Genomic DNA, 26369 nt, shown 5'->3' on the forward strand with positions numbered 1-26369 from the left:
CTTTCAAGGCGAGGGTTTTTGCCGATGACCACCAGCCATGTCTCGCCCGCCGACAAGGCCGTCTCGGGCAAACGCAAAGTCGGCGTGGTCCGCCGCCTGGAGCGCTCGTTGCGACCGGGGCTGCGAAATCTCCGCGGTCTGGTCAAGGAGCCGTTTCTAGCCTGGGCGCATCCGGAAGCTCTGGCTTTCTACCGCAGAGCGATGCAAACCGCTTATCTGCCGGACGACCTGATCGACGTCGTCCCGCAACTCAAGATCCTGTATCTCGCCACGCCGAAGGCGGCGAGCAGCCGCATTCGCAGCAATCTTGCAGCCATGATCGGCAATGACACCGTGTCGGAGTGGCGCAGCGACCAGAACTGGAAGGTGCACAACCGAAAGGCGTCGAGCTTGCAGGCGCCTCGCCATGGCATCGTGCAGTTCCATCGCATGGCCACAAGTCCCGAAGCCTTGCGGTTCACCTTCGTTCGCAATCCCTATACAAGGCTGTTGTCGTGCTGGGCCGACCAATATCGCGACCGCCCCCTTGTGCCTGGCTATGGCAGGGTGGAGGTCTATCTGGCCCATCGCGAAAGGGCGGATCCGTCGCTGCCTGTCGGTGCTGACAAGAGCCTGTCGTTTGCTGATTTCGTCGTCTTTGCCTGCACGACCTCGACATGGCGCATCGACAAGCATTGGCAGAGGCAAAGCGACATCGTCGACCTTCCAGGCGTTGTGTTCGACCTCATCGGCAAAACCGAGACTTTTGCACGAGATTTCGAACGGGTTCTCGATCATGTCGGTGCAAGCGAGGAAATGCGACGCGCGGCGATGCCACCTCTGCACACCTCCTCGCGCCGCAGGCTTGCCGACTATTTCACGCCAGAACTGGCCGATACGATCTACCGCGCCTATGAGCGCGACTTCGATCAGTTTGGCTATCCGCGCGCGCTTCCAGAGTGAACAACCCACTCGACGGAACCCTCAAACATACCCGAACGCCTGCATCAGCGGTTTGCCGCGTCCCTCGGTAAGCTCCTTCAATTCCATTTGACCCAGTTCGGTCTTCCAGCGGCCGCGGCCATCATAGATCGGCTTGTTGACCTGCTGGTTGCGGAGCGCGGCATGTTGGGGTTGCGCATCGAGTGTGAACCATCGTTGCGGGTTCCGATGATAGTCGAGCAAACTCTGGTCGAACGACAATCCCAGGAAGGTGCAGATCTTTTCGATGGTCGCTTCCGGGTCATTGACAAGATCTTCGTAGCGGTAAATCAGGACGTCCGTGCTGCCGCGCTCGGCAAGCACCATTGTGTTGTCCGAAATCCAGCGGTCCAGGCTCTCGGTCGCATCGCCAAGCCGCTTGGTCAGCGAAGCAACGGTATCGCGCCCATCGCGTACCGGCATCACGAACTTCGCGCCCGGCACCAGACGTCGTATCCGGTCGACACGCCTAATATGACGCGGTGTCTTTTCAAGCAGCACCGACTTGCCCGCCCCAATGGCCGCCTGTTTCAGCTTCGAGTAGCGATACAGCGCAAGTGGGGTCCATTTGAAAAACACGTTGGTTTCTTCGAATGGCAAAAAGACATCGGCATGCGAGGCAAGGATGGTCGCTATCAGCGTGGTGCCGCTATGCCCGCATCCGCAGACAAAGCCTTTGCATCGGATCAATTCACACCTGCCCTGTCGTCGGCATGAGATATGCCATGCCGCTGAAAGGCTTCATCGAGCCATTTCCAGTAATCGAGCCGCGCAAGCATCGTTGTATCCCGCCGCACATCTTCATAGCGCAGAAGCGCAATCTTTCGCACGTGACTTGCGCCTGAAATATCAGACACCGCAGTGTCGCGCTAGGAGCCGTTTGCAGCGAGATTTGTCGGGTCGATTTGCGCAATGTCCCTCAGGCTTTTCTGTTCGGCGACGGCCAGATCGTCAAGCACTACGCGCAGCCATGTCCGCCCGGATTTGGGAAAACGAGACGACAAGGAGGGGGCGGCTTCCTTGCAAAAAGGCGGACAACAAACTCAACTTATGGACTCCGATTGCGGCACTTTGATCGAGCGGATCAGCGATTGTAAATATCGATTAAGGCTTCGGCGATCCGTTGCGAAGCCGGCACCTTTGGATCAATCGACAGATTGGCATTGAGGAAATCCCGGCTTTGCTCAAAATAGGTCGGTCTTGACCTGACCGCAGCGCGGATATCCTCGACGAGGTCATGCTCCGACAATGTTGGTTTGAAGGCGCCCATGGGCCTGTCGAACTCGACCATGGGCGAAACCGGCGGAAACAGCACCACCGGAATGCCGCAGGCGATTGCTTCGTAAACAGTGGTGCTTGGGCGCGTTACGAGCGCCAGAGCGTCCGGGAGCAGCTGTGCGAAATCCAGCGGCGATTTGTTCGGCATATCGACTTTTGCGAACATCGTGGGGTGGACGCTAACGACATGGGCAAGGCCGAGTTTCGCACATGCGGCTGCCACGGCTTCAATCGCCTGGCGATCTGCGGGGTCCTCGATATTCCCCTTGAAGTTCACCAGCACAAAAAGCCCTTCGTCGTGCCTGGCACCAGCGCTTGCGGCGGCACGCTCAATGACCGGGGAGCCGACAACATATGTCGGCTGTCGCCTTTGCTGCAGCGCCGCTGGTCCCATCGACAGGATGTAGTCAGCTCTCACAAATCGATGCGGCCGCAGCTCTCGCGCACCTCCGATGAGGCCGACCACACGGACCATGCCGAAGTTGATGGCGTCGATGAATCGCCTAAAAAATTGCGGCGCAAAGTCACTTCCAGTCACCAGCATGTCACCGGGCCTGATCATCCGCTCGAGGTCAGCAAAGCCGATATGCGATATTCCTCGGGCGTTGAGTTCAGGTCGCGCTACGCCGCCGCGTTTCAATCCATCGAGATGCGCGAACACGCAGCGGATGCCGCGGTCACCCAGAATTTCTGCCGCGTCAGCCAGCAGCCGAACATTGTTGCGGTTGTGTGGGACGAAGTAGACCGTCCTCGTCGCTGCCCTGCCGCGAGCGTAGATACGCCCGCGCTTGAACAGATTTCCTGGATGCACAAGCCGGTACGCCGCGAGGAGCCGCTGCACAAAGCCATCGCTGACAGGAGAAGACGCCTTGTTTCCCAAACTACTACCCAAAGATATGCATCGCCTCTTGCCCGTGAAATTTAGAACGGCCGCCCGCCGGTTAGTTTACACTGGTCTCGCCGTCAAGAAGGCGCTTGACTGTCCGCTGGTTGTAACCTGCCTGGGACACTCGCGATGCCTTGGGTGGTGGATTCAAACAGTGCTGATGAGTGAGCCCATCTGGTTTTGTGCGTCTTCCATCACCGCAGCCCAGGGTCGTTCCCGCTTCGAGACCAGCACGGCGGAAGGATAGTAAGGCGTGCGGTCGCCCTCGACCGGCCAGGAACGTTTGAAGCCGTCACCAAGGATGAAGACCGAAGGGATGCCGAGTGCGCCGGCCAGATGCGCCCCGGTGTTGCTGATGGTTACGACGGCGTCCATCGCCGCGACCTGCGCGGCGAAAAGATCCATGTCGACGAGTTGATCCACCAAGACGTCGTGCAGGATGCGCGCGGGATCACCATCGGTCAGGATTTTCAGATCGGGCTCGATCCGGCCATATTGCAGCGAAACGAACTGCAGGTCCTGTCGACCGAGCAGGCCGCGCCATGCCGTGAGTGGCGGCAGGTCCTTGCCGGGATTGGAGCTGCCCCATGCGACGCCGACCAACGGCCGGCCGTTCCTGCGATAGCGGGCGCGAAGGTCAGCGACCCGCGCCGGGTCCGGCTTCAGGGGAACAAAATGCTCCCGGATCGTGGTCTCATCCGTCTCGAACACGGCGGTCAGATGCTGGACGCCGGCAAAGAGATGGGCCTCGCCATAGGCTGCCTTGGTCCCCTGACCGACGGCCCGCACATCGGCGGCGGGAAATGTCCGCTGAAACAGCGGCACCAAGCGGTGCTCGACCAGGACGATCAGACGAGCGGCCCGGGCGAGCGCGCGGCCGACGGAACTCGCATGGTGGATCGCGGTGGCCAGACCCTGCTTTTCGGTTTCCATCAGATCGACGAGCAGGACCTGGCCCGAGATATCCTGGCCCAGCCATTCGCCGTCGGCGCGGCCCTCGACGATGTGGCGCCGGGCGATCTTGAGTTCGGCCGCCGGGCCGTAGGCGCCCATGCGCATCAGCGCCTTGCTGAGCTCGTCCAGCAGGTGGACCTCGCGCCTCGACTTCGCGATCGATCCCAGCGCCAGGGCTTTCGGCAGCGCCGCCGACCAGTCGCGCGCCTCGATGCTTCGCCTATAATCCGCCATCTGATCGGCAATGTCGCCATCGCGCCAGCGCAGGAAAAGCTGCCGCCGGTGACGACGGAACCAGACCTTGTAATTGTAGCCTGCGAGCGCGACAAAGCGGCGAACCCGGCGAAGCAGTTGACTAGCTTCCATCACCAACTCCACCGATGATTTGCGCAACCCGTCCACGTGCTTCCCGCATCGCGGACGCCCACGCCTGGCCGCCCTTTCGCACCAGTCGAACGCTTGGATATGTGGCGACGGTCTCGCCGAAGGCAGGCCACGACAGCCTAAACCCATCGTCGAGCAGGACGACGGTCGGCACGCCGAGCGCTCCCGCCAGATTGGCACCGGTATTGCTGATCGTCACCACCGCGTCGAGGGCGGCGATTTGCGCGGCGAAGCGGTCCATATCCGACAATTGGTCCACGGACGCGTCATGGATGATGCGTCCCGGCGCCCACCGCTCGAATTCGGAGAGCGCCGGCCCGACATCGCCATATTGCATGCTGACGAAATGGCCCGGCAGACCGCCGAGCAGCGCCCGCCAGTCATCCAGAACCGGCAGGTCCTTGCTTTTGTTCAGACTTCCCCAGGCAAAGCCGATCAGGGGCCCCGGGCCATGATCGAGATAGGCGCCGCGCAACTCGGCGACAAGCCGGCGGTCCGGCTCCAACGGAACGAAGGGCGCACGCGCTGTCGGCTCATCCGGCCAAAAATGCCTCGCCAGTGTCTCGAAGCAGGCGAAGACATCGGCGTCGACCGCCGCCGCCGCTTCCGCCTCTGGTCTGACATCGAGCGCGGGATATGTTCTGCGATAAAGTGGCGCCAGTCGCGGCTCGATCAGGACGGTGCACCGGTCGGCGGCCGCGACCACCGGGCCAAGCAGCGACGCGAACTGGAGGAAGATTGCGAGATCGCCTTCGCGCCGCTCGACGGCAAGCCTGCGACCAGCAAGATCACTGCCATCCCATTCGGGCCGGCCGGGCACTTGCTTGCTCGACGCAATCAACTGCCAGGCACGATTGCCGCCGCGGAGGCGTCTCAGTCCACGCCCGGCTTTTTTGACAAGCCCGCGATCGCCAAGCTGCTCACCGAGCAGGCCGAGTGCCAGCGCATGTTCCCGGGCCGCCTGCCAGTCACGCCGTTCGACACTCTGCGCCATCAGGCTCGCATGCCGTTTGACGCTTTCGTCAGCATGGCGCGAGGGGCGCTTAAAAAACTTCCTTGCCCGATCGAGAACCTTCTGCAGCCGCTTGCCGTCAACACCTTGCGGGCGCAGGTCGGCGGCTTTTGCCTTTTCAAGGATGGACCGTCTGCTCGGCACAGCGACCCTCAACTATCGCTAGACAGCGTCGAACGCGCCGTCAGAATCGACGAGAGCCGCCGGCCGACGTCGTCGAGTACCACCGGCCACGGACGACCTTCCTTGCGCATGACGATGCCGTTCGGATACCAGGGCGTTCGATTGCCAGTCACCGGCCACGCTGTTTGAAACTTGTCGTCGATCAGGAAAATGGTCGGCACGCCGAGTGCTCCGGACAGATGGGCCGCCGTATTGCTGATCGTCACCACGGCATCGAGCGCGGCGATCTGCGCGGCGAAACGGTCCATATCAAGCATCTGGTCGACACTGTCGTCATAGATAAGCCGTGCGTCATTGCCGTTGCGCAGGCGCCGCAGCGCCGGCTTGATCTGTCCGTATTGGAGGGAAACGAACGTCGCCTGTGTCCGGGCGATGAACCGTGCCCATTCGGGGAAATCAGGCACGTCCTTGCTATGGGATTTGCTGCCCCAGGAGAGGCCGACCAATGGTTGATCCGTCATCGAGCGATAGCGTTTGCGGAAGATCTCGACGAGTTCAGGATCGGCCCGCAGCGGCACGAAGTCGGCGGCTAGTCTTTCGGCATCGCGGCCGAAAATCCAGGCGAGATTTTCGAAGGTCGCAAATTTGTCACCAACGACATTCTGCTGCGCTGGGACCACGGTTGCGTTGGGGAACGTCCGCTGCACAAGCGATACGAGGCGCGGCTCGACCCGAATCGTCGCACTTTGCGCACATGCAGCGGCGGCGCCGGCCAGTCGCGCATGGCGGATAACCCGGCCAAGACTGCGAGGGTCATCCTCCACAAGATCGATCAGCAGCCTATCCGAACCGAGGTCTTCTCCAGTCCACTCATTGGCGCCTTTCCCTTTTCGTTGCCGGCGAGCGGAAAGCCGAAGCTCGGCCGCCCGCGCGAAGTTGCCCAGCCGTTCGAACGCCTGGCCTGCCTTCTGCATCATCTCAGGGTCGCGGGCACGATCGGCCATGATGGCCATTTCATTGGTACTTGCTTCAAGCCCTGTCCAGTCCCTGCGCGCGATCAGCGCGTCGACCTTGGCCTGCTGCTCAAGAACGGAACGAGGCCTGGAGCCGGTAAACAGCGTCCGCACGGCCTTTGTGTATCTGCGCAACCGCAGGCCCAATCCACCAATCACATACCGGATGTAGGAACCGTGGTAAAAACTGGTCATCGGCCTTCAGCGCAATACGCTCTGCCGCAGCTTTTTGCCGCTTTCGACGAGCGGAGCGGACGTCTCCAGATGGAAGATCGAGCGATAGATTTCGCTGCGCCTGGCAAGCTCTTCATGAGTCCCGGAGTCCGCGAGGATGCCAGCGTCGAATACGAGAATGCGATCGGCCGCCTTGATGGTTGAAAGCCTGTGCGCAATGCAGATCACAGTGCGCTGAAATGCATCGTCGAAGGCAGCCTCCATGACCGCCCGTTCGTTTTCGCCGTCGAGCGCGGATGTTGCTTCATCGTAGACAATCACCGGAGCGTCTTTGAGCAGGGCGCGCGCGATGGCAACGCGTTGCTTCTGCCCGCCCGACAGGTTGGCACCGCCCGGCCCGACAAGCGTGTCGAGCCCGCTTTCAAGGTTCGATGCAAAACTTGTGACCCGGGCGAGTTCCGCCGCGGAATCGATTTCTTGATCCGTGGCGTTCGGGCGTCCGTCGCGAATATTGTCACGGATAGAACCTTCGAACAGGAAGATATCCTGTGACACCAGTGCGATATTGTCGCGAACGTCGGCCAGGCTGATCTTGGCAATGTCCTTGTCGTCGATGAAGATCCTGCCCCTGTCCGGCTCCATCAGGCGCAAGATCAGATTGACGATGGTGGTCTTGCCAGCGCCGGAGCGGCCAACGATCGCCAGCTTCTCACGAGGTCGGACCTCGAAGGAAACACCGTGCAGCGCCGGGCTGTTGCCTCCATAGGAGAAGGCCACATCTTCAAAACGGATACCGCCCTCGACGCCGGTCAGTCGCTCGCCTGCGGTTGCGAGTTGTCGCTGTTCGGGCGTGTCGATCAAATCATACATCTGCTCGACGGCAACCATTAGCTTCTGGATATCGACATTGACCCGGGCCAGCCGTTTGGCGGGCTCATAGGCAAGCAGAAAGGCGGTTATGAAGGCCATGAATTCGCCTGGTGTCTTGCCGTTTCCGAGAGTCTGCCAACTGGCATAAATGAGGAAAAGCCCGATGATGAAGCCGCCGCCCGTCTCCATCAATGGACTCATCAACGCCGATGTCCGGTTGATCTGGACGCCGCGCCTTTCCATCTTGCGGACAGCCTTAGCGAAACTGGCGATCGCCTTGTCCTCGAGCTGGAACGATTTGATGGTGCGAATGCCGTCTATGGCTTCCGTGCCGATCGACTGAACCTGTGCCGCCAGCTCTGTTTCGCCCCTTGCCAGCGACTTGATCTTTCGCGTGATCGTGCTCACCGAGAGGAAGATCACCGGCAAAGCCGCCGCCGATATAAGCGACATGGTCGGGTCCTGCACGACCATGACACTTGCCAGTCCGACCAGGGTCAAAACGTCAGAGGCCGTGTTGCTCGTCAGCGTGATGATGACGGACGCACCGGCGCGTGCATTGAACATTATCTTGGAAATGAATTTGGCCGGATGCTGATTGACGAAATGGCCAATGTCGAGGCGCATCAGCCGGGAAAACTGCCGGTGTTGGAGGTCCGACACGATGGCCCTGCGGACGTTTCCGGTCGTAATGGTTTGACCGTATGCCGCGATGCCCTTGACAGCGGAAAGTCCGATGATTGCCGCGCTGATACCCCAAACGGCGGCGGCGTTCCTGTCGATATAGATGCTGTTGATCATGTCACGCATGATCCAGGCAAATCCGGACGTCGCCGCCGCACCGGCAATCGTGCACAGCAAACCGGCGAGATACAGCTTTATGTGCGGCGGCAGGTTCTCGAGGATCAGGCGCTTGACCAGCGGGTACGCCAAGGCCGCTGAAATTCGTCTCTTTGCGCTCATTCGGTTTCCTGCTGCGATGTGTCGTCGGTGTCAGTTGGCCTTTGCCGATCCATGCGACTTTCGCGACACCGCTCGCACATCTGCTATAAATCTATGTCGGATTGCTTGTCTGTGACTTTGTTCGGACCCGCAGTCAATGCCGAATCCGGATGCCAGCCCGCGTTGACGGGATCGGCGACTATGGGAGCATACACAACTCTCCGAAGGGTCCAAGAGGAATGATCGCCTGGGCTTTGGAATAGAGCCTCTAGCAAAATCGGGCTCCCAACCGCGAGAATTGGTGAGCAGCCAAGGACCGGGTTGTCGATCTAATCATTCCAAGAAATAGCTTGGGTCAGGCCCGCACCGATTATATCCTGAATACCCGAATACCTTTGCGAAATTTCGCTCATCACATTGAAGTCCGGCTTGCCGATAGTGGCGGAAAGGTATTCCTTGTATTTTGACGCACCGTTCCAATATTGGCCTTCATCGACCGCGACCTGAGCCTTCGTCGTGAAATTAGAGAAAAACTTAAAATGAAGAAGAGCGCCATAACTCTCCACGTGGTTACGCCAATAGGGTAGCGGAGCGTGAATTGAATTTAAGATCGTCAATCTATCTCCGTATACGAACGGATATTTGGTTAGGGTGTGCGTACCAAACGCCCGGCTTCTCGGGCCACCTCGGATTTTGATATTTTGCGGGCTCGTCGAGTAATCGTATCCTGAAGCATCGAAATGATCGGCTATCTCCCAAGGAGCGCGTTTTGGGTCAAACGGAAAGTCCCTTAAGTCTCCTGCCGGATACATGTCGATCATCGGCGCCAGCAGGTGCTTCATGCCTCTTTTTTGGATCCAACCGGCGAGGTCATGCAGATCGTGGCGATCCATGCCATCATAAACCAGGTATTCATCCGCATCCACGATCACGTACCACCGGTTGAACCCGTATCTGCGGATTATATCCTGTCGCCAGAAAGTTCCGCGCCCTGCTTCTCCATAGGTCTTTCGTGAGATGAATACGTCCACATCTGGCTGGCTCAACAGAAATTCCCGTGTCCCGTCCTCAGAACGGTCATCGACAATGGCAAATCTGGAAACGCCGATCGATCGATAGTGATCAAGGAATGGAATTATCTCAGGGTATTCGTTCCTGACGACTGCCACAAGCAAGATTTCTTTTTGAGAAACTGGCGATAGATTTCCACGCGCTTCTAAATCGTCTTTCCTCAGCGCATTGCGAAATCTATACTGAATTGTGTCGGCAATCGATCTACGGAAAATATGAAACTGGCTTCTTTTCTTCATTTGAGCTCACAAATTTCAAGGGGCTGTCCGCACAAGGTCGCAGCGGCCATGTTCGGATCGCCATGTTTTTTTCGAACGTCGCTCATCACTCGACTTGTTACAGGTGATGGCAAAGGTGGTTATGAAGGCGCGATCCAACTCGTCAACATCCAGTGGAGATGACTAGTGCCAGTCCAAGTTGATTTTATTGGCCCAATCTCGTTTGATTGCTTCGCGGAGCGCGCGCGTACGTTCTGCAAGCTGTGGGATTTTTTTCTCGTGGGTTTCAGCAAAGATCATATCGATCTTGTTCATCAATCCGCAGGATAATATCGATTCGAGCATTGGCACTTCCGCGCCCTCTACATCAATCTTCAGTATCCGCACTGGAGATCCAAGCCCTCTAACGAAATCAACTATGCTTAACTGCTCAACCTCAGTGTAGTCGTCTTTCGAGATGTTAGATTTGTCTGCATACAAGGAAGAGGATTGCGACCAAAAGTCTGGGTCAGAACTGAATTTACGTGACCGGTAGAGCTTCGCAGTCCCGGATTGGTCGGCAAGCGCCTGCTGATAGAGATGGACATTTTTGAATGCTCCAACGTTCTTGCGCAGCCGTTCGAAGGTGTAGGGGTCTGGCTCGAAGGCATGAACCGTCGAGCCCGTCTTAGCCAAGGCCGAGGTGATCTCACCCAGATTCGCGCCGGCATCTATGACAATATCGCCTGGCTTCAGCCGCCGGCAGGCCCGTCCGAACAGATACGAAGCATTCCATGAGGGACGCCCGAACCAACGGCTGTAAGCGTGATATTTTAGCAATTTAACGTTCATAGTCACACAAAAAGATCCTGTCGACTCCACTGAACGTCGGCACCAAAATCCTCTATGCGCAAAATCCAGATGAGAGGGAGACGTTCTATGCCAATTTTGGTGCTGCTCTGCAACAGCGTCGCCGCGATTCTTGGCGTGTCTTAGAGCAGTCGCTTTAATGATCGGGGCTTAGGGCCTATTTTCGGTTGGCTTTGAAGAGAGCGTTTGCGACGATAATGGGCTTCCGCACGACGGCAGTGATTGCGAGCTTTGGCGGCGTGCCGGCCGGATTGCGGCCAGCGGGGAAGCGGGCTAAACGTCGGGCATTGCTGTCAGCGGCCAACTATGACGATCATGGAGCGATGTGACATTGCTAGAGCGAGTTCGACGAAAGTATCTTCGGCTCCGCAAGCGACTCGGGTACATTCAACCTATCCATTTGGCGGCTGCGGACAAACTGAATAACAAGTATGGCGATTTTTCCAGTTCAGGCGTCATTACAATCCGTAAAAATGCAGTATTCACTCGAAAAGATATATTCTTCACGATGGGAAGTTGCTTTGCGGAGGAAATTCGTCTTGCGTTAACAAGCAAGCAGGTCGCCTGCGTTCCGTCTTACAGAAATATCAGTTTCGACCCAGCGCAAGCCATTGTAGATGAGCTGCCCGGGCGAGAGCATATGAACTTCTATAACACGTTCACTGTTCGCCTTCAGATTGAGCAAATGCTCGGCTTGTGGGATCAAGCCAATGACGACTGGTGGCAGATCAAAAAACCTGCGCCTTGGGGTCCGATCTGCTTTCAGGACCCCTACCGCCGTCTCATCCTCGCCAAATCTCCGGAAGTTCTCAAAGAGGTGATCGAGAGCATGAACAGGGAGATGCGGGTTGGCTTCGATGCGGCCACGGCATTCATATTTACCTTCGGAATGACTGAGGTCTTCATCAACAGGGCCAGTGGCAAGGTAGCAGCACAGAAACCGCTTTATCGTGGCGGAGGCGGAATGCAGGAAACGACGCTTCACGTCAGCAGCTTTCAGGAAAATTATGCCAACGTGATGGCTACCGTGGACATGGTCCGTCAACACAAACCCGATGCACCGATAATTCTCACAGTCTCACCGGTTGCATTGGCTCGGACGTTTCAAGACGCGGATGTCGTCACGGCGAACACTGAAGGCAAATCCGTTCTTCGGGCTGTGCTTGGTCAAGTCTGCCGGGAACGGGACAATGTCCATTACCTTCCCTCATTCGAGCTTGTCACCTATGGAGGCCTCACTCATAGCTACGAAGAGGACTTACGGCACGTAAAGAGATCGGTCGTCGACGACATCGTTGAACAGTTCTTCAACGCGTACTTTGCTCCGTCGTAGGCGTCATCGTACAGACACCCCGTGCCTTGCCGCCGTGACATCGTCTCTTCGTGTCGATGGAGAGTAGCCGCAGCCATTCAGCGCTAGACGTTTGTGGACGGAAACTAGACTAGCACAGCGCGCTCTTGACCGATATAACGCCGCCGACCTATCCAGCCACGAGAGGCTAATTGATGCTGTTTTGGAACACCCGCAAGAAATTCGCAGGAACGTGGGAGGATCGCCTCGACGGGCTGTTTTCGTGCGGGGTAGACTACGCCGGCAAGACGATCCTCGACGTCGGCTGCAATATGGGCATCGTCGCTTATGAAATCGCCAAGCATAGGCCGGCTTACATCCACGGCATCGACATCCTGAAACCGCATATCGGCGTGGCTCGCTCGATCTTTCTGGGATCTGGCGTCGAAAGCCGATTTGATGCCATGAGCTTGGGGAGCCGAAAGCTCCCATCCGTTCTCAAGGACAGCTATGATGTCGTTCTGCTCCTCGCTGTTTACCAGCATGTCCGCAGGGGATTGGGCCAGGATAAGGCTGATCGCATCTTTGCCGACATCGTCAACCGCGCACAGACCGTTGTGGCGCGGGTTCCAAAAGAAAAAGATACTCGTCTTCAGTCTTTAATCGAGGGCGCTGGATTCAGCTTATCTCATCGCCACCAGTCGCCGCGCGGTTGCACGGTTCAGGCTTATCATCGCCACTAGGGCTTGTTGCGTTCAGTCCCGCCTTGTCGCGCAGCGACATCTTGCGCTTTGGCGCCCGATATATTTCGCCACAGACTGACCGTTCCTATGTCGACCGTGACCGCGAGGTCCGATCGTGACCTTGACGCCCTCATCGTCTATCCGGGTGTCTCCGGTAAGGTCGATCTTCTGGCCGCGCTTGACCTTAGACGTGCTGTCTCGAATGCGGGAAATTGTAGCTCGGGATCGCGACGCTTACGCCGCCCTCGGTGACACGCCGGCGCACCGTGGCAGTCACAGCCACCTCGTCGCCAATGCCTATCTCCCGCGCCCTGCCAGAGATTCTGCAGCCGGCGTGGCAACCGTCAAAGGGCGAGAATCTTTCGCTGCTTGAAGTAGCTCAAGGGTGCGGGCGCCCCGCCGGGTCCTGCAATGGAATCAAGGGACGAGGTGAGAGCCATTTCTCTGCTAAGTCCTTTGCCTGCCTCAAAGTGCGACAATTCTCGACCGCACCAGTTTTTCCCAATAGCTGCTACTTTTGTGCGCAATTTTTCTGTTTTCCCCAGTTCTTCGTGGGACTGTTTGTGCAGCTGAACACTGCGCGAACCTGCGGCTGGTTGGCGCGGAATGCCCGCGCACTAGCTTGCCTTTACGACAATCGCCTGCCCCGTTGGAAGTTCGATGACGCCTTCCGGGCGGTTTTCGAAAAATTGATCAAAGGCCTTTCGGGCTCCAGGACAAAGCGCAGAGCCGTAGTCGTCACATATGATCATGCCATTCGCGCACACCCGATCGTAGAAGAAGGCGAGCGCGTCACGTGTCGGCTCGTAAAGATCGACGTCAATATGGACCAGGGCGAAACGCCGGTCAGATACGTTGGAAAGAGTTTCCGGTATCCATCCGACATGAAAAGTGGTGTTGCTGAAGTCGGAAATATTCTCTCTGGCTACCTTCTCCTCGGTGCTGAGATCGCCGGACTTCCATGGCGTTCGGCCGTTTGGCTTGCGGTCCTCTGCGGTCGGTTCCGAGAGGCCAGCGAACGAGTCAAAAAGGTGGTAGTGCCGTGGCCGAAGATCGCTCATCAGCATGAATATCGTCGACCGGCCTTGCCTTACGCCGCATTCGGCCACATCGCCGTCGATACGCTCGATCGATCGCAAGCAGCTTTGCAGGACGAAAGCCCGGGGATCTGGAATCCCACGGATGTTTTTGACCCGCTGCAGCGCCTTTCGGAAAAACGGCTGGTCTTTCCAGACCATATGACTGGAATAAACATAGAAGCCGTATTTGTCGGCCTTCTTCTGAGAGACCTTATACCAGGCCACGCCTCTGCGTTTTTTCGAAATGACAGCAAGTGCCGCGTCTCTCAATTTCATCCTGTATCCTCCAGCATTCGACATGTCCATAACACGGGCAGAAGAGAAAGCCCTACCGGGATCAGGCGCGGAATGAAATCGAGTTCCGGCTGAGGGACATTGGCTTATCGAGCGCCGCAAGGAAGCGCTTCCCGGTGCTCGTAATAAGCCTATGCCTGGAATGGAACTCCCATGCAGTGCGACTCAAGATCACGGGTCATGTGCCTGGGCCGGTGCGGAAACAAACGCGGAGCCGGGCATCTGGCCGTTCTCCGGCATGAGCGCCAGCGCCAGGCATTGTCGATCCGCTAATTCGGGAGGTTCAGTCGACTGCCCCGACCAGTACATCGGGGTATTCGATTATCGCGACCCAGCGCCCGGTATGCGTAGACGACTGCCTTTTTATGAATCGATATCCAGTTACCGACCAAGGCTTCACATCGTCGTTGAGGTTGTCGAGCACATAGTCGCCTTTGTCGGTCTTGACGGTCAGCACCGCGTGCCCCTCGCCGTCCTGCTTCCTGACGACGGTGATCAGAAGGTTTGATAGCGATATGCCCTGCTGCCTGAGCAACTGGCGCTTGAGCAGGACATAATCCTCGCAGTCGCCGAGCGCGTGGTCAGGATATGACCAGAATTCCATCATGCCGTGAACGTCCAGATCGCTCGCGGGCCTGACCGATCTGTTCACCAGCTTGTTGACTGAGGCGAGCTTGCCTTCCATGCCCGCGGACAGAAGGACTGGAGCGCTCTTGCCTGATCGTATTGCGCACTCCGCGGCCCGCCGTCTGCAGAATTCGATGTAGCCGACAGGGATGGAGGTTGGCTGCCCGGTGGCCATGGCGCCAGGCACGACGTCGGCCGAAGCCTTCTCCATCGGCGTCGCGGACATCATCAAGCCTATCAGTAGGCCGGCACACAGCCATGCCCGCGGTACCACCAATCCCATTCGCCCCGCCCCAGAGGTAACAGCCCGAAACAATCTTTAATACCGCGTTACCATCTTTTCATAAGCGCATCAACACAGCCGCCGCACAATTTAAAGCGACGGTCGCGAACCACCTGATGGTGGGCGCCGCGCGGTCGCCCGATCAGCAAATTATGCGTTCACCCGATCAGGGGAATTGTCCTGCTTTTACGTCGTCGGCGTTCTTCGGCTGCTCCGCTTACCTGGACCTGATGACGGCGCCCGACAGGTATCTGGCCGCGCAAACGCCGACAGGCGGCCAAAAAAATTGTAGCCAAATTTGTCGAAGTCCAAGAGCTGCGGGACCTCGCATGGATTCTCATACATTCGGATACACTTCGATAGCACTCGGGCAAATCTCTGCGACAGGCCCAGCCTAGTTTCATCCGTGAGCAGGAAGCCTCGTCATGATGGCGAGACAGAGAGCCGACGGGCTTTCGCAAAGCAGGAGTCAATTCCGCGCGAGCCGCCGTCGGCGGGTCTGCTCATTATTGAAAGGAACAGTACGATGAACAAACTTGTAACCGCTATCGCCCTCCTCGCCCTGTCGACAGGAGTCTCGCTCGCTGCCAATCAAAACCCGGACCGCGACCCGACCCGCGGCTTCGCTACTGGCGTCGACAACAGCGGAATGACCCTGGATACCAGTCACACGGCTTCCTTGCCTCAACCGGTGGTCGCTCCGAAAGAAGAACAGCCACAGCCCGGCAAGGTCCTTAAGGGTCGTGCGCCATGGGCGGGCGGCCGTTGATGCGCTGAACTTTCCCTCCCATGCAAATTGTCCAATCACCCCGCATTCAGCGGGGGTGGTTGGACAAGGGCGCCCGGGAAAATCGCGCCGATGGGGTGAATTCAATGTCTCAGGCGAGCGTGTCGAGGCGCCATGGCGAACAACCATGCGACAAGGCAGGCTCTGGCGACTTCTTCAGCGTCTCGGAAATGACCCTGGCAGCAGGGGAAGATCAAAGCTCAGGTCCCGAATCAACCTGCCGAGCGCCCCGGATCGCCGCTTCAAGGTCGATTTCGACGCCATAAGCGCTAGCGATACGCGCGTAGAACGTCGACGCCGGCTCACGACCGGCTTGCCGAACCTCATAGGACTCCAGCGCGCGCTCAACCACGTCGGCGATCGAGCGGTTCTCCCGCCGAGCCAGCCGGTGCGCAAGATCACGCGCCTTTGCGCTGCGCACGGAAAGCCGCGGTTCGACCAATGTGGGACTCCCTTTGCCGTTGATAGAGCTTAATGGCTTTGCCAGCGAGACGCCAGTTGATGGCGTTCTGATGGGGGGCCATCCGGGATGCCGTCGTTCAAGCGATCGCCGCAAACCGGCGCCGCGCCGTTTGGTGGCACCCCCGCAATAGCGCAAGATGTATAGACAACCGGCCGCAACTGGTGTTCGTTTCCAATCCGACCGCATGGTTTTTTCGGGAATGCAGGAAACCGCCATGGACGCCGCTCGCCTGTTCGACCTGACGGGAAAAAAGGCGCTGGTGACGGGCGCCAGCCGCGGCATCGGCCAGGCCATGGCGGAGGCGCTGTCGGCGGCCGGTGCCGATGTGGCGGTGACCGCCCGCGACGAAAATTCCCTTCGTGAAACGGCGGACCGAATTAGCGCACATGGGCGAAGGTCGCTTTGCCGGTCTCTGGACGTGCTCGACACCGATCGCATCCGCGTGGTGGTCGACGAGGTGGCGGATGCCTTTGGTGGGCTCGACATTCTGGTCAACAACGCCGGCTACGAAAAAGTCCAGCCCTCGCTCGACGTGGACGAGGCGGTATGGGACCGCATCGTATCGACCAATCTGAAGGGCGCCTTCTTCTGCGCACAGGCTGCGGCGCGGCGGATGGCTGACGACAACAGCGGTGGCGCGATCATCAATCTTTGCTCGCTGACCTCCTATGTCGGCATTCCGACCGCGGTACCCTACGGCTCGTCCAAGTCCGGGCTTCTGGGCATGACCCGCGCACTCGCCGCGGAATGGGCATCGCTCGGCATCCGCGTCAACGCCATCGCTCCGGGGTATTTCCATACGGCGATGACGGACGCCTTTTATCAGGATCCCGACTGGCAGACGGCGATGCTGGCCAAGATCCCGCAGCGGCGCTTCGGCACGATGCAGGATCTGGCCGGCGCTGTCGTGTTTTTGGCGAGCGGGGCATCCGCCTATGTCACCGGGCATTGCCTCCCGATCGACGGCGGCTATCTCGCATCCATCTGAGCGACTGAGATGCGGCGCAACGAGGACTGTGTAGACCGAGCTTGTATATGGTTGTATATACCACCTGACACGCTGGGCGTTCTTGCATGCGACCGGCGACAAAAAGGGGAACCACAATGCAGGAGCGTTTTCGGGCCGCAGCTTCGCACGTAGCGGAAGGCGACGGGGAAATCGCCGTCACGGTCCGCAACGTCGGGATGGACTTCGATGGGGTTCAAGCCGTCAAGAACGCGTCCTTCGATCTGCCGAAGGGCCGGTTTCTCACCATTCTCGGGCCGTCTGGGTCCGGCAAGACAACCCTCCTGCGCATGATCGCCGGGTTCCAGACCCCGAGCAGCGGCGAGATCTTCATCAACGGTGAAGCGGTGAGCGCGGTGCCACCGCACAAGCGGTCGATCGGCATGGTCTTTCAGAGACTTGCCTTGTTTCCTCATATGACGGCGGCCGAGAATGTCGCCTTCCCGCTGAAGATGCGTCGGCGCGACGCACGCACCATTCCCGACCGCGTCGAGCGATATCTCGCTCTGGTGCGGCTCGGAGGCTATGGCGGCAGGCGCGTTCACGAACTGTCCGGCGGGCAGCAGCAGCGCGTCGCGATTGCGCGCGCGCTGGTGTTTGAGCCCGACCTGCTGCTTCTCGACGAGCCGCTCGCCGCACTCGACCGCAAGCTGCGCGAGGAAATGCAGCTCGAATTCCGCCGCATCCAGCGTGAGCTCGGCGTCACCACGATCAATGTCACCCACGACCAGCGCGAGGCGCTGGTAGTTTCCGACGATATCGTCGTCATGGATCAGGGCGAGATCCAGCAGAAGGCACGGCCGATCCACACCTACCGCCAGCCAGGCAACGCCTTCGTCGCCAATTTCATCGGCGTCACCAACTTCATTGCCGGCACGGTACGGGCCGTATCGGAAATGGGCGATGTTTCCATCGTTCGGGGTGACCTGATGCTTGCCGGAAAGGTCGGCGATCCGGTCAATCCGCCTGCCGAGGGCGACAAGGCATCGGGAGCGATCCGCGCCGAACAGATCCGTCTCGCCGGCGATGCTGCGCAGCTGTCGAAGCTTGATTGCATGCTGGCCGGGACTGTGACCGACACCATCTTCGAAGGCGAGCGCATGGTCTACGAGGTAGCCTGCGCCGCAATTGGCGACGAGGTCATTCGCGTTTTCGACCATGATCCCGCCGCGCACACGCAGTTCGACATAGGCGAAAGCGTGTTCCTGGGGTGGAATGCCAGGGACATGCTTGTTTTTCGATAGAACCGGAGACCGGTCAAACCCAGAGGAGAATGCAGATGAAGCGCTTCAAGTCGAAGATATCCCATCTTTCCCGCAGAACCTTCCTTCAGGCCACCGCTGCGCTCGGCGGCGCCTCAGCGCTCGGCCTGCGCGGCGCCTATGCGCAGGAACCGGAAAAGCCGGCGGAGATCATCGTGCGCGCCTGGGGCGGCAGCTGGGTGGATAGCCTGAAGGCCGGGGTGTCCGACAGCTTCACCAAGATGACGGGGATTGCTGTCCGTCACGACCTGACCGAAGACAACGAGATTCAGCCCAAGGTCTGGGCGGCCGTGGCGCAGAAACGCGTCCCGCCGATCCATATCAACTGGGACACCACCACCAATGCCACGAAATCGGCACTGCGCGGCGTGACGGAAGACCTCTCCGACCTGCCGAACCTCGCCAATGTGACGGACCTTGCCAAGCCGGCCGGCCTGGAAGGTTTCCCGATCGTCAATACCTACGGTTATGTCTATGTGCTTGCCTATCGGCCTGCGGCATTCCCGGACGGACCGCCCAAGTCCTGGAAAGATCTGCTCGACCCGAAGTTCAAGGGTCGGCTTGCCTTCTACAATGACGGCATCGGCTTCCATTTCCCGGCCCAGGTCGCCGGTGGTGGTAAGCTGGAGGACATTCCCGGCAACATGCAGCCGGCATGGGATTTCATCACCAAGATGAAGGCACAGCAGCCGCTGCTGGGCGAAGATCCCGACTTCACCACCTGGTTCCAGAACGGCGAGATCGACGCCGCCTGCACCATCTCGACCAACGCCCGGGAGGCGCGCAAGAACGGCGTCAAAATCGAATGGGTGGTGCCGGAAGAGGGTGCAAAATTTGACACTGACGGTCTGTGGATCCCCAAGGGCCTGCCGGAAAACGAACTCTACTGGGCCAAGCAGTACATCAATCACGCCTTGACCAAGGAAGCCCAGCAGATCTGGCTGGACGGGCTTGGCTTGCCGGGCGTGGTGCCGGGTCTCACGCCGCCCAAGGATCTGGTGGGCGATCCGTCCTATCCGACCACTGAAGCGGATTTCCAGCGCCTTATCCGCATCTCGTCGAAGATCCAGGTCGAGAACGAGAGCGAGTGGTTTTCCAAGTTCAAGGCGATCATGCAGGGCTGACGCCGGTCGGCCGGTGCTGCGCTAACTCTTTGTTTTTACGCAATTCCGGACGGAAAACCGCTATACACTTTTCCTGGAATTGCTCTAGCGCGGCACCGGTTCCTTCACGACGTCGGATACGGATTTTTCATGCGGGCAGCCAGGACAGCCTATCCCCTGACATGGCGCATCATGGATGCGTTGGAAGGCGTTGCCGCCGCTATCTGGCCGGCGCGGTTCAGGCGCGCTACGCCCTATCTGATGCTGCTTCCGGCGGTGCTGCTTGTCGGGCTGCTCGTGCTTGGTCTCATCCAGATCGCGGATGCCAGCCTGCGCACGCTCGACACCACCACCTTCCAGTTCTCCGACGACTATTCCATCGCCAATTTCCGCCGCGCGCTGACCGAGCCACTGTTCCTGGTCGTCGCGCAGCGCAGCCTCGTTGCCGCCCTGATCGTCACCGCGGTGACGCTCGTCTTCGCCTTTCCCTACGCCTATCTGATGGTGCGCACGCGTTCGCCGGGATTGCGCAAATTCCTGCTGATCGCGCTGTTCCTGCCGTTCTTCATCGGCCAAGTGGTGCGTGCCTATGGCTGGCTGATCATCCTCGGCAACCAGGGCATGGTGAACGAGGCGCTCGGCCTTGTCGGGGTCGCCCCGATGCGGCTCATCTATAACTACCCCGCCGTGCTGTTCGGCCTCGTCCAGTACATGCTGCCGTTTGCCGTACTGATGCTGGCGCCGGCACTCACCGCCATTCCCGAAGAGCTCGAGGCAGCCGCTGGATCGCTCGGCGCGAACTGGGTTCGCACGTTCATCCACGTCGTGCTGCCACTCGCTCGTCCAGGCTTCATCGGCGCCGGCGTGGTGGTGCTGACACTTTCGCTCACCGATTTCGCAGTCCCCGCGATCCTTGGCGGCGGCTCGCAGGACTTTATCGCCAACGCCATCTACGACCAGTTCTTCCGCACCTCCGACCAGGGTCTCGGCGCGATGCTGGCGCTTATGCTGGTCGCGCTCGGGTCAATCCTTGTCGGCTTGGTGTTCGCGCTGTTTGGAGCCGGAACGCTCGCCATGGGGAGGTCGCGGGCGTGAGCGGCTCGCGCAGCAAATCGATTGTCCTGTGGACCCTGGTGACGATCGCCCTGGTGACGCTTTCGGCGCCGACGATCGTTGTGCTCGGCGCTTCGTTTACCGGCGGCAACATCATTACGTTTCCGCCGGATGGACTGTCGCTGCGGTGGTACGCGCGTATTTCGCAGGCCTCCGACCTGCGCAATGCTTTCCTGCGCACGCTCCAGGTCGCGACGGTCTGTACGATCGTTGCCATTCCAGTGGGCACGCTGGCGGGCATCGCGCTGGCGAAATATGCGGTGCGTTTTGAGAAGACGATCCAGATCTACCTGCTGCTGCCATTCACCATCCCGCTGATCGGATCGGGCATCGGCCTCATGCTGATCTTCGGCAACGCCGGCATTCTCGGCCAGCTCTGGCCGGTCGGCATCGCCTGCTGCGTCATCAACCTGCCCTTCATGATCTGGGCGGTCACGGCGAGCGCCACCGGGCTTGACCCGGATCTTGAACTGGCCGCCGCCAATTGCGGCGCGCCGCCGCTCCAGGTGTTCTTCTCCGTCACCTTGCCGGCGGTCATGCCAGGGGTGATCACCGGCTCGCTGCTGATGTTCATCCTGGCGCTCAACGAGTTCCTGGTCAGCCTGCTGCTCGTCGATGCCCGCATCGTGACGCTGCCGGTGCTGATCTACAACTCCATCCGCTCGATCATCACGCCGGATCTCGCCGCGATCTCCGTGGTCTTCATCGCCTGCTCGGCTGTCGCCGTTTTCCTGCTCGACAGGCTGGTCGGGCTCGACATCTTCCTGAAATCGAAATGAGGAAAGCCGGCTCGTCGGGCCGCAAAGGAAATCCTATGCCAAACGTATCATTCCACGATTTGAGACAACTCGACGCCGCCGCTCGTTCGGCATTGATGCGGCGCTCAGAGACCGATCTCTCTGGCTTTATGGAGAAGGCCGCGCCGATCATCGAGGCGGTCCGAACAGAAGGCGACGCCGCGCTCGTTCGCTTCGCCCGCGACTTTGACAAGGCAGATCTCGATGCCACGCGACTGAAGGTCAGCCCCGCCGAGTTCGACGCCGCCTTCGGCATGGTCGACGAGGACGTGATCGCCGCCATTCGCTTCGGCATCGACAACATCCGGCATTTCCACGAAGAGCAGAAACCGGAAGCGATGTGGCTCAAGGAAATGCGGCCCGGCGCCTTTGCCGGCGACCGCTTCACGCCGATCCGCTCGGTGGCGCTCTATGTCCCGCGCGGCAAAGGGGCGTTCCCTTCGGTGACGATGATGACCGCAGTGCCCGCAGTGGTGGCGGGCGTTCCGGAGCTTGCCATCGTCACGCCGCCGGCGCCCGATGGTTCGGTGGACGCAGCGACGCTGGTTGCGGCGCGCCTCGCCGGCGTCGAAACGGTCTACAAATGCGGCGGCGCGCAGGCGGTCGCCGCGGTCGCCTACGGCACAGAGACGATCACGGCCGCGCTCAAGATTGTCGGTCCAGGCAGCCCCTGGGTGGTTGCGGCCAAGCGGCTGCTTGCCGGCGTCATCGATCCTGGCCTTCCCGCCGGCCCGTCTGAAGCGATCATCCTCGCCGACGACAGCGTGCATGGCGGGCTGGCCGCGCTCGACCTCCTCATCGAGGCGGAGCACGGACCGGACTCGTCTGCCTATCTGGTGACCCACAGCCGCCGCGTGGCGGAGGAGGCACTGGCCGCGCTGCCGGAGCACTGGGCGCGCATGACCGGGCAACGGGTCGCGTTCTCCACCGCGGTCCTGACCGGCGCCTGTGGCGGCATTGTGCTGACGGCCTCGATCGAGGAGAGCTACCGCTTCATCAACGACTACGCACCGGAGCACCTGGAGATCCTCTCCACCGACCCCCTCGCGCACCTTGGCCACATCACCGAAGCTGCCGAGATCCTGATGGGACCGCACACGCCGGTCTCGATCGGCAATTTCGGGCTGGGCCCCAACGCCGTGCTGCCGACCAGTCGCTGGGCGCGTACTTGTGGACCGCTCTCGGTCACCGATTTCGTCAAGCGCTCTTCGATCGGCTACGTGACGGCCGCGGCCTATCCGGAATTCGCGCGCCATGCCCGCACACTTGCCCGCTATGAAGGCTTCTCCTCGCATGAACACGCCGTCTCCAGCGTGCGCGACCGATATCTGGCGCGGTAGCGGATGATGAAGGCGGCCAGACTCCATGCGGCGGGCGATTTGCGGGTTGAGGACGTGCCATCTCCCGGCGAGCCAGCGCCTGGCTGGGTGCGGCTCAAGGTGACGGCCGCCGGCATTTGCGGCTCCGACCTCCACAACTTCCGCACCGGTCAGTGGATCAGCCGCGCGCCGAGCGTCGCCGGGCATGAGTTCGCCGGCGAGGTGATCGCCGTGGGGGCCGGCGTGTCCCAGTTTGCGCTCGGAGACCGGGTTGTGGCCGATTCGCGCTTCTGGTGCGGCGAGTGTCCTGACTGCCTGGCCGGCCGGCATAATTTCTGTGCCAGACTGGGCTTTGTAGGCGAGGTCTGCGACGGCGGCTTCGCGGAAGAGACGCAGCTGCCGGCGCGGCTGCTCCTGCGCCATGACCCGGCGCTCGATCCCGCAATCGCCGCCATGGCGGAGCCGCTGGCGGTCGCCCTGCACGCAGTGCGGCGGCTGTCGGCGCCGGCCGGGGCGCCGGTGCTTATTGCCGGTTGCGGCCCGATCGGCGGATTGGCGGCGCTGCTCCTGTCGCGGCCGGGCGAGAGACAGGTCCTCGTCGCCGACCGCAATGCGGCGCGTGCGGAGCTTGTGGCCAAGGTGAGCGGCGCGACCGTCGTCGACCTGGACGCCCTGCCGTGTGATCCCAATCTGCGCCATGCCCCCGATCTACGCTATGCCGTCGACGCGACGGGCCGCATCGCGGTGATGGCGCGGTTGCTCGATGTCTTGGCCGGTGGCGGCACGCTGGCGCTGGTCGGCATTTCGCATGGCCGCCTCGACCTCGACCCCAACTTGCTGGTCGAGCGCGAGATCGCGCTTGTCGGCTGCCACGCATTCGCCGACGAGCTTGCTCCGGCCGTCGCGATGCTAGGCGATCTCGCGCCCGCGCTGTCGCGCTTCGTGTCCGACGAGATCGCGATCGGCGAAATTCCCGCCGCTTACCAGCGCCTGATCGCCGGCGTGAGCGGCGGGTTGAAGACCATCGTCCGGATGGAGAGCGGACGATGATCAGGCTTACCGAAACCGCCGGGCCGCTCTACGAAAAGGTCAAGGACTACGTGCTTGGCAATATCGGCAGCGGCAACTGGCCGAAGGACCGCAGGCTGCCTTCCGAAAACGAGCTGGTCAGCACGCTCGGCGTCTCGAGGATGACGGTGCACCGGGCGCTGAGGGAACTGACCTCGGAAGGCCACCTGCTGCGTATCCAGGGCGTAGGCACCTTTGTGGCGCCGCCGAAACCGCAATCGGCCCTCATCGAAATCAGGAACATCGCCGGCGAGATCGCCGCGCGCGGCGCACGCCACAGGGCCGAGGTCATCGTCCTCGAGAAGATCCGCAACCCGGCGCTGGACCTTGTCGTCGCCTTCGAGTTCACGCGCCGCAGACCGGTCGCCCATTCGATCATCGTGCATTTCGAAGACGATGTGCCCGTCCAACTCGAGGAACGCTTTGTCAATCCGGCGCTCGCACCGGACTACCATCGGCAAGATTTCGTGGCGACCACCACTTACGACTACCTGCAGCGGGCGACGCCGCTGACGGAAGTGGAGCATGTGATCTCGGCTATCGCGGCAGAAGAGACGGCGGCCCGCCATTTGATGATCCGACCCGGCGACCCCTGCCTGCTCCTGCATCGGCGGACCTGGTCGGGCGCGGCGGTCGCCACCGTCAACAAGCTTACCTATGTCGGCAGCCGCTATTCGCTGGGCAGCCGCTACGCGCCCTCACCCGCCGCATGAGCAGCGACGGCCCGCCAGGCAAGCCGGGCGGCGCTGTCGGCCCAACGGCTGCCTTGACAGGCAAGCAGTTCTGCCTGCGCCGCGGTTTTTTCTTATTCACGCCGACCAGATCAGGTTGAGTATCGAGCCTGGCCGCCGGTCAAGTGCCCCGGAGCGGCCAGACTGATTGGGCCCAGAATGGGAATGTCCGGGAAGCGGCCGACCGTCAAACCAACCCGGGAACGACGAAAACCAGCCAGGCGATGACAGGGCCGATGATGGCGATAAGCGCGCTGTAGATCAGCAAGGTCTTCAACACGCCCTCGCGCTCTGCTTCCTGGGCATTGGCGACGACCAGCGCGCCGTTGGTCGAAAACGGACTGGTGTCGACGATGGTGGTGGAGATCGCGATCGCGGCAACCACGCCTATGGCACTGATCTGTCCCTGCAGGAGGAACGGCACGGCCAGCGGAATGATGGCTCCCAGCAATGCCGTGGACGAGGCGAATGCCGATACGATGGCGCCGGTGAAGCAGAGGAGGAGTGCGACCAGCAGCGGCATGCCCAGGCTCGAAATGCCTTGGGCGACGTAGTCGATCGTGCCGATCTTCTCCATGAGGCCGACATAGGTGATGATGCCGGCGATCAGGAGCACTGTCGACCAGCTGACCTTGTCGATCGCCGCCTTTTGGGTCTTCGGCGAGAGCAGCGCCAGCGCGACAGCGACAGTAATCGCAACCAGGCCGACATTGAACTTGAAGACAAGCGCGCCGACGGCGAGCGCGGTCAGGCCGATCAATGTCGTCAGCCTTTCCGTAGTCAGGCCGGAAAGCGCCGACGCATTTTTCGTCTGCTCGTCAAAGACGTGATGGCTGATCGGAGTAGCCAGCGTGCCGCCGTGGCCGACAATTGACTGCGTCACGCCCTCGGGGTGGAGGTCAGGCAGCGGTCCCGAGGCAATCGAATACTTACGCAGCACCTTCGAGCCGCCGAAGACGAAGAATACGAGGACGGCGATCGCCAGGTTGAAGAAGAAGCTGGAGAGAAACAGTGATGTCGGCGCGAACGGCAACCCCGCCTTTTCGACGATCTGGTTGGTGATGCCGCCATAGACGCTGATCGGCGAAAAGCCGCCCGCCTGTGCACCGTGAATAACCATCAATCCCATCATGACCGGATTGATGCGGTACTGGAACGCAAAACCCAGCGCCACCGGGGCCAGGATGGCGACCGCCGCAGGTCCGAGCGCACCGAACCCGGTGATGACGGCCGCGACCAGGAACATGACCCAGGGAATCCACGCCACATGTCCGCGCACCAGTTTGACCGCGCCCTCGACCAACCAATCGATAGTACCGTTGATCTGGGCGATGGCGAACAGGTAGGTAATGCCGACCAGTGTCAGGAAGAGGTCGCTCGGGAAGCCAGCAAATATTTCCGCCGGCTTCATCGCCATGACGAGCGAGCCGACCAGAAAGGCGCATGCGAAGGCGAGCGCGCCCATATTGATCGGCTGCATGGTGGCGATCACGAACATGCCGATCAGCAGCGCAATCGACAGAATCTGGATGTTCATAGCTTCCTCCCTCGGGAAACGCCTTCAGGCGCCCGTTCTCATTTCCATCGGTGGTAAATCAGCCTGCGTTGGTCTCGCTCCCAAGCACCAACGCAGGGTCGTCAGCGCCTCCTAGAGCCGGATGATTTCAGG

25 protein-coding genes are annotated in these 26369 nt (G+C 60.3%); 12 read left to right on the forward strand and 13 right to left on the reverse strand.

Annotated features, from left to right (window positions below):
* The first annotated feature begins 24 nt into the window (after nt 1-24).
* Nucleotides 25-942: a sulfotransferase family protein gene (locus AC0L2M_RS00885; RefSeq protein WP_287217284.1), complete on the forward strand. Its 918-nt coding sequence runs from the start codon at nt 25-27 to the stop codon at nt 940-942.
* Nucleotides 943-963: 21 nt separating this feature from the next.
* On the opposite strand, the gene AC0L2M_RS00890 is transcribed toward AC0L2M_RS00885, so the two are convergent.
* The 9 genes from AC0L2M_RS00890 to AC0L2M_RS00930 all read right to left on the reverse strand — a co-directional run bounded on the left by AC0L2M_RS00890 (nt 964) and on the right by AC0L2M_RS00930 (nt 10716).
* On the reverse strand, nt 964-1560 hold the full coding sequence (locus tag AC0L2M_RS00890) for a sulfotransferase family protein (RefSeq protein WP_167366276.1): 597 nt from the start codon (nt 1558-1560) through the stop codon (nt 964-966).
* A gap of 86 nt (nt 1561-1646) precedes the next feature.
* Nucleotides 1647-1817 (reverse strand): hypothetical protein, encoded by a 171-nt coding sequence (locus AC0L2M_RS00895; protein WP_473533784.1) that lies wholly within the window; start codon nt 1815-1817, stop codon nt 1647-1649.
* 227 nt (nt 1818-2044) lie between these two features.
* The gene (locus AC0L2M_RS00900) at nt 2045-3118 is read right to left on the reverse strand and encodes a hypothetical protein (RefSeq protein ID WP_473475224.1); all 1074 of its coding nucleotides are present in this window, start codon (nt 3116-3118) and stop codon (nt 2045-2047) included.
* Nucleotides 3119-3271: 153 nt separating this feature from the next.
* Nucleotides 3272-4444, reverse strand: a complete 1173-nt coding sequence (locus AC0L2M_RS00905; protein WP_473475222.1) for a glycosyltransferase family 9 protein — start codon at nt 4442-4444, stop codon at nt 3272-3274.
* Nucleotides 4434-5618 carry a glycosyltransferase family 9 protein gene (locus AC0L2M_RS00910; RefSeq protein WP_473533785.1) on the reverse strand — a complete coding sequence of 395 codons (1185 nt, stop codon included), beginning with the start codon at nt 5616-5618 and terminating at the stop codon, nt 4434-4436. The genes AC0L2M_RS00905 and AC0L2M_RS00910 overlap by 11 nt, the downstream gene beginning before the upstream one ends.
* Nucleotides 5619-5626: 8 nt before the next feature.
* Nucleotides 5627-6805 (reverse strand): glycosyltransferase family 9 protein, encoded by a 1179-nt coding sequence (locus AC0L2M_RS00915; RefSeq protein WP_473533786.1) that lies wholly within the window; start codon nt 6803-6805, stop codon nt 5627-5629.
* Between the two features lie 6 nt (nt 6806-6811).
* Nucleotides 6812-8617, reverse strand: coding sequence for an ABC transporter ATP-binding protein (locus AC0L2M_RS00920; protein ID WP_473475216.1), 1806 nt, complete (start codon nt 8615-8617; stop codon nt 6812-6814).
* 308 nt (nt 8618-8925) lie between these two features.
* A complete protein-coding gene (locus AC0L2M_RS00925) occupies nt 8926-9906 on the reverse strand; it encodes a glycosyltransferase family 2 protein (protein ID WP_473475214.1) in 981 nt (326 codons plus the stop codon).
* Nucleotides 9907-10068: 162 nt separating this feature from the next.
* Entirely contained in the window at nt 10069-10716 is a 648-nt protein-coding gene (locus tag AC0L2M_RS00930; RefSeq protein WP_473475395.1) for an FkbM family methyltransferase, read from the reverse strand.
* 418 nt (nt 10717-11134) lie between these two features.
* On the opposite strand from AC0L2M_RS00930, the gene AC0L2M_RS00935 reads away from it, so the two are divergent.
* Nucleotides 11135-12067 carry a GSCFA domain-containing protein gene (locus AC0L2M_RS00935; RefSeq protein ID WP_473533787.1) on the forward strand — a complete coding sequence of 311 codons (933 nt, stop codon included), beginning with the start codon at nt 11135-11137 and terminating at the stop codon, nt 12065-12067.
* A 173-nt stretch (nt 12068-12240) separates the two neighbouring features.
* Nucleotides 12241-12768, forward strand: coding sequence for a class I SAM-dependent methyltransferase (locus AC0L2M_RS00940; RefSeq protein WP_473475393.1), 528 nt, complete (start codon nt 12241-12243; stop codon nt 12766-12768).
* Nucleotides 12769-13385: 617 nt separating this feature from the next.
* Here AC0L2M_RS00940 and AC0L2M_RS00945 read toward each other — a convergent pair.
* Nucleotides 13386-14123, reverse strand: coding sequence for a TylF/MycF/NovP-related O-methyltransferase (locus AC0L2M_RS00945; protein WP_473475210.1), 738 nt, complete (start codon nt 14121-14123; stop codon nt 13386-13388).
* Between the two features lie 301 nt (nt 14124-14424).
* Nucleotides 14425-14997: a transglutaminase-like cysteine peptidase gene (locus tag AC0L2M_RS00950; RefSeq protein ID WP_473533788.1), complete on the reverse strand. Its 573-nt coding sequence runs from the start codon at nt 14995-14997 to the stop codon at nt 14425-14427.
* A 580-nt stretch (nt 14998-15577) separates the two neighbouring features.
* Between AC0L2M_RS00950 and AC0L2M_RS00955 the strand changes: the two genes are divergently transcribed.
* Nucleotides 15578-15820, forward strand: coding sequence for a hypothetical protein (locus AC0L2M_RS00955; RefSeq protein WP_287138745.1), 243 nt, complete (start codon nt 15578-15580; stop codon nt 15818-15820).
* A gap of 211 nt (nt 15821-16031) precedes the next feature.
* Here the strand turns inward: AC0L2M_RS00955 and AC0L2M_RS00960 are convergent, their stop codons facing one another.
* Nucleotides 16032-16280: a plasmid stabilization protein gene (locus AC0L2M_RS00960; protein ID WP_473533789.1), complete on the reverse strand. Its 249-nt coding sequence runs from the start codon at nt 16278-16280 to the stop codon at nt 16032-16034.
* Nucleotides 16281-16515: 235 nt separating this feature from the next.
* On the opposite strand from AC0L2M_RS00960, the gene AC0L2M_RS00965 reads away from it, so the two are divergent.
* The 8 genes from AC0L2M_RS00965 (at nt 16516) to hutC (ending at nt 24682) form a co-directional block, all read left to right on the forward strand.
* Entirely contained in the window at nt 16516-17289 is a 774-nt protein-coding gene (locus AC0L2M_RS00965) for an SDR family NAD(P)-dependent oxidoreductase (protein ID WP_473533790.1), read from the forward strand.
* Between the two features lie 116 nt (nt 17290-17405).
* On the forward strand, nt 17406-18551 hold the full coding sequence (locus AC0L2M_RS00970) for an ABC transporter ATP-binding protein (protein WP_473533791.1): 1146 nt from the start codon (nt 17406-17408) through the stop codon (nt 18549-18551).
* 35 nt (nt 18552-18586) lie between these two features.
* The gene (locus tag AC0L2M_RS00975) at nt 18587-19693 is read left to right on the forward strand and encodes an ABC transporter substrate-binding protein (RefSeq protein WP_473533792.1); all 1107 of its coding nucleotides are present in this window, start codon (nt 18587-18589) and stop codon (nt 19691-19693) included.
* A 129-nt stretch (nt 19694-19822) separates the two neighbouring features.
* The gene (locus AC0L2M_RS00980) at nt 19823-20767 is read left to right on the forward strand and encodes an ABC transporter permease (RefSeq protein ID WP_236378660.1); all 945 of its coding nucleotides are present in this window, start codon (nt 19823-19825) and stop codon (nt 20765-20767) included.
* Nucleotides 20764-21564, forward strand: a complete 801-nt coding sequence (locus tag AC0L2M_RS00985) for an ABC transporter permease (protein WP_027156432.1) — start codon at nt 20764-20766, stop codon at nt 21562-21564. Before AC0L2M_RS00980 ends, AC0L2M_RS00985 begins: the two co-directional genes overlap by 4 nt.
* Nucleotides 21565-21599: 35 nt before the next feature.
* Nucleotides 21600-22922, forward strand: a complete 1323-nt coding sequence (hisD, locus tag AC0L2M_RS00990) for a histidinol dehydrogenase (RefSeq protein WP_473533793.1) — start codon at nt 21600-21602, stop codon at nt 22920-22922.
* Nucleotides 22923-22928: 6 nt separating this feature from the next.
* Nucleotides 22929-23951 (forward strand): zinc-dependent alcohol dehydrogenase, encoded by a 1023-nt coding sequence (locus tag AC0L2M_RS00995; protein WP_473533794.1) that lies wholly within the window; start codon nt 22929-22931, stop codon nt 23949-23951.
* Nucleotides 23948-24682 carry a histidine utilization repressor gene (hutC, locus tag AC0L2M_RS01000; RefSeq protein WP_473533795.1) on the forward strand — a complete coding sequence of 245 codons (735 nt, stop codon included), beginning with the start codon at nt 23948-23950 and terminating at the stop codon, nt 24680-24682. Before AC0L2M_RS00995 ends, hutC begins: the two co-directional genes overlap by 4 nt.
* A 205-nt stretch (nt 24683-24887) precedes the next feature.
* Here hutC and AC0L2M_RS01005 read toward each other — a convergent pair whose 3' ends face one another.
* Entirely contained in the window at nt 24888-26237 is a 1350-nt protein-coding gene (locus tag AC0L2M_RS01005; RefSeq protein ID WP_473533796.1) for an SLC13 family permease, read from the reverse strand.
* Between the last annotated feature and the right edge of the window lie 132 nt (nt 26238-26369).

This window comes from Mesorhizobium sp. WSM4806 (assembly GCF_055811635.1).

Bases quoted from the DNA above. Each gene is read 5' to 3' on its own strand.
- AC0L2M_RS00885 (WP_287217284.1), top strand. From the start codon at position 25: ATGACCACCAGCCATGTCTCGCCCGCCGACAAGGCCGTCTCGGGCAAA.
- AC0L2M_RS00905 (WP_473475222.1), bottom strand. From the start codon at position 4,444: ATGGAAGCTAGTCAACTGCTTCGCCGGGTTCGCCGCTTTGTCGCGCTC.
- AC0L2M_RS00915 (WP_473533786.1), bottom strand. From the start codon at position 6,805: ATGACCAGTTTTTACCACGGTTCCTACATCCGGTATGTGATTGGTGGA.
- AC0L2M_RS00920 (WP_473475216.1), bottom strand. From the start codon at position 8,617: ATGAGCGCAAAGAGACGAATTTCAGCGGCCTTGGCGTACCCGCTGGTC.
- AC0L2M_RS00925 (WP_473475214.1), bottom strand. From the start codon at position 9,906: ATGAAGAAAAGAAGCCAGTTTCATATTTTCCGTAGATCGATTGCCGAC.
- AC0L2M_RS00930 (WP_473475395.1), bottom strand. From the start codon at position 10,716: ATGAACGTTAAATTGCTAAAATATCACGCTTACAGCCGTTGGTTCGGG.
- AC0L2M_RS00940 (WP_473475393.1), top strand. From the start codon at position 12,241: ATGCTGTTTTGGAACACCCGCAAGAAATTCGCAGGAACGTGGGAGGAT.
- AC0L2M_RS00945 (WP_473475210.1), bottom strand. From the start codon at position 14,123: ATGAAATTGAGAGACGCGGCACTTGCTGTCATTTCGAAAAAACGCAGA.
- AC0L2M_RS00950 (WP_473533788.1), bottom strand. From the start codon at position 14,997: ATGATGTCCGCGACGCCGATGGAGAAGGCTTCGGCCGACGTCGTGCCT.
- AC0L2M_RS00955 (WP_287138745.1), top strand. From the start codon at position 15,578: ATGAACAAACTTGTAACCGCTATCGCCCTCCTCGCCCTGTCGACAGGA.
- AC0L2M_RS00965 (WP_473533790.1), top strand. From the start codon at position 16,516: ATGGACGCCGCTCGCCTGTTCGACCTGACGGGAAAAAAGGCGCTGGTG.
- AC0L2M_RS00970 (WP_473533791.1), top strand. From the start codon at position 17,406: ATGCAGGAGCGTTTTCGGGCCGCAGCTTCGCACGTAGCGGAAGGCGAC.
- AC0L2M_RS00975 (WP_473533792.1), top strand. From the start codon at position 18,587: ATGAAGCGCTTCAAGTCGAAGATATCCCATCTTTCCCGCAGAACCTTC.
- AC0L2M_RS00980 (WP_236378660.1), top strand. From the start codon at position 19,823: ATGCGGGCAGCCAGGACAGCCTATCCCCTGACATGGCGCATCATGGAT.
- hisD (WP_473533793.1), top strand. From the start codon at position 21,600: ATGCCAAACGTATCATTCCACGATTTGAGACAACTCGACGCCGCCGCT.
- AC0L2M_RS00995 (WP_473533794.1), top strand. From the start codon at position 22,929: ATGAAGGCGGCCAGACTCCATGCGGCGGGCGATTTGCGGGTTGAGGAC.
- hutC (WP_473533795.1), top strand. From the start codon at position 23,948: ATGATCAGGCTTACCGAAACCGCCGGGCCGCTCTACGAAAAGGTCAAG.
- AC0L2M_RS01005 (WP_473533796.1), bottom strand. From the start codon at position 26,237: ATGAACATCCAGATTCTGTCGATTGCGCTGCTGATCGGCATGTTCGTG.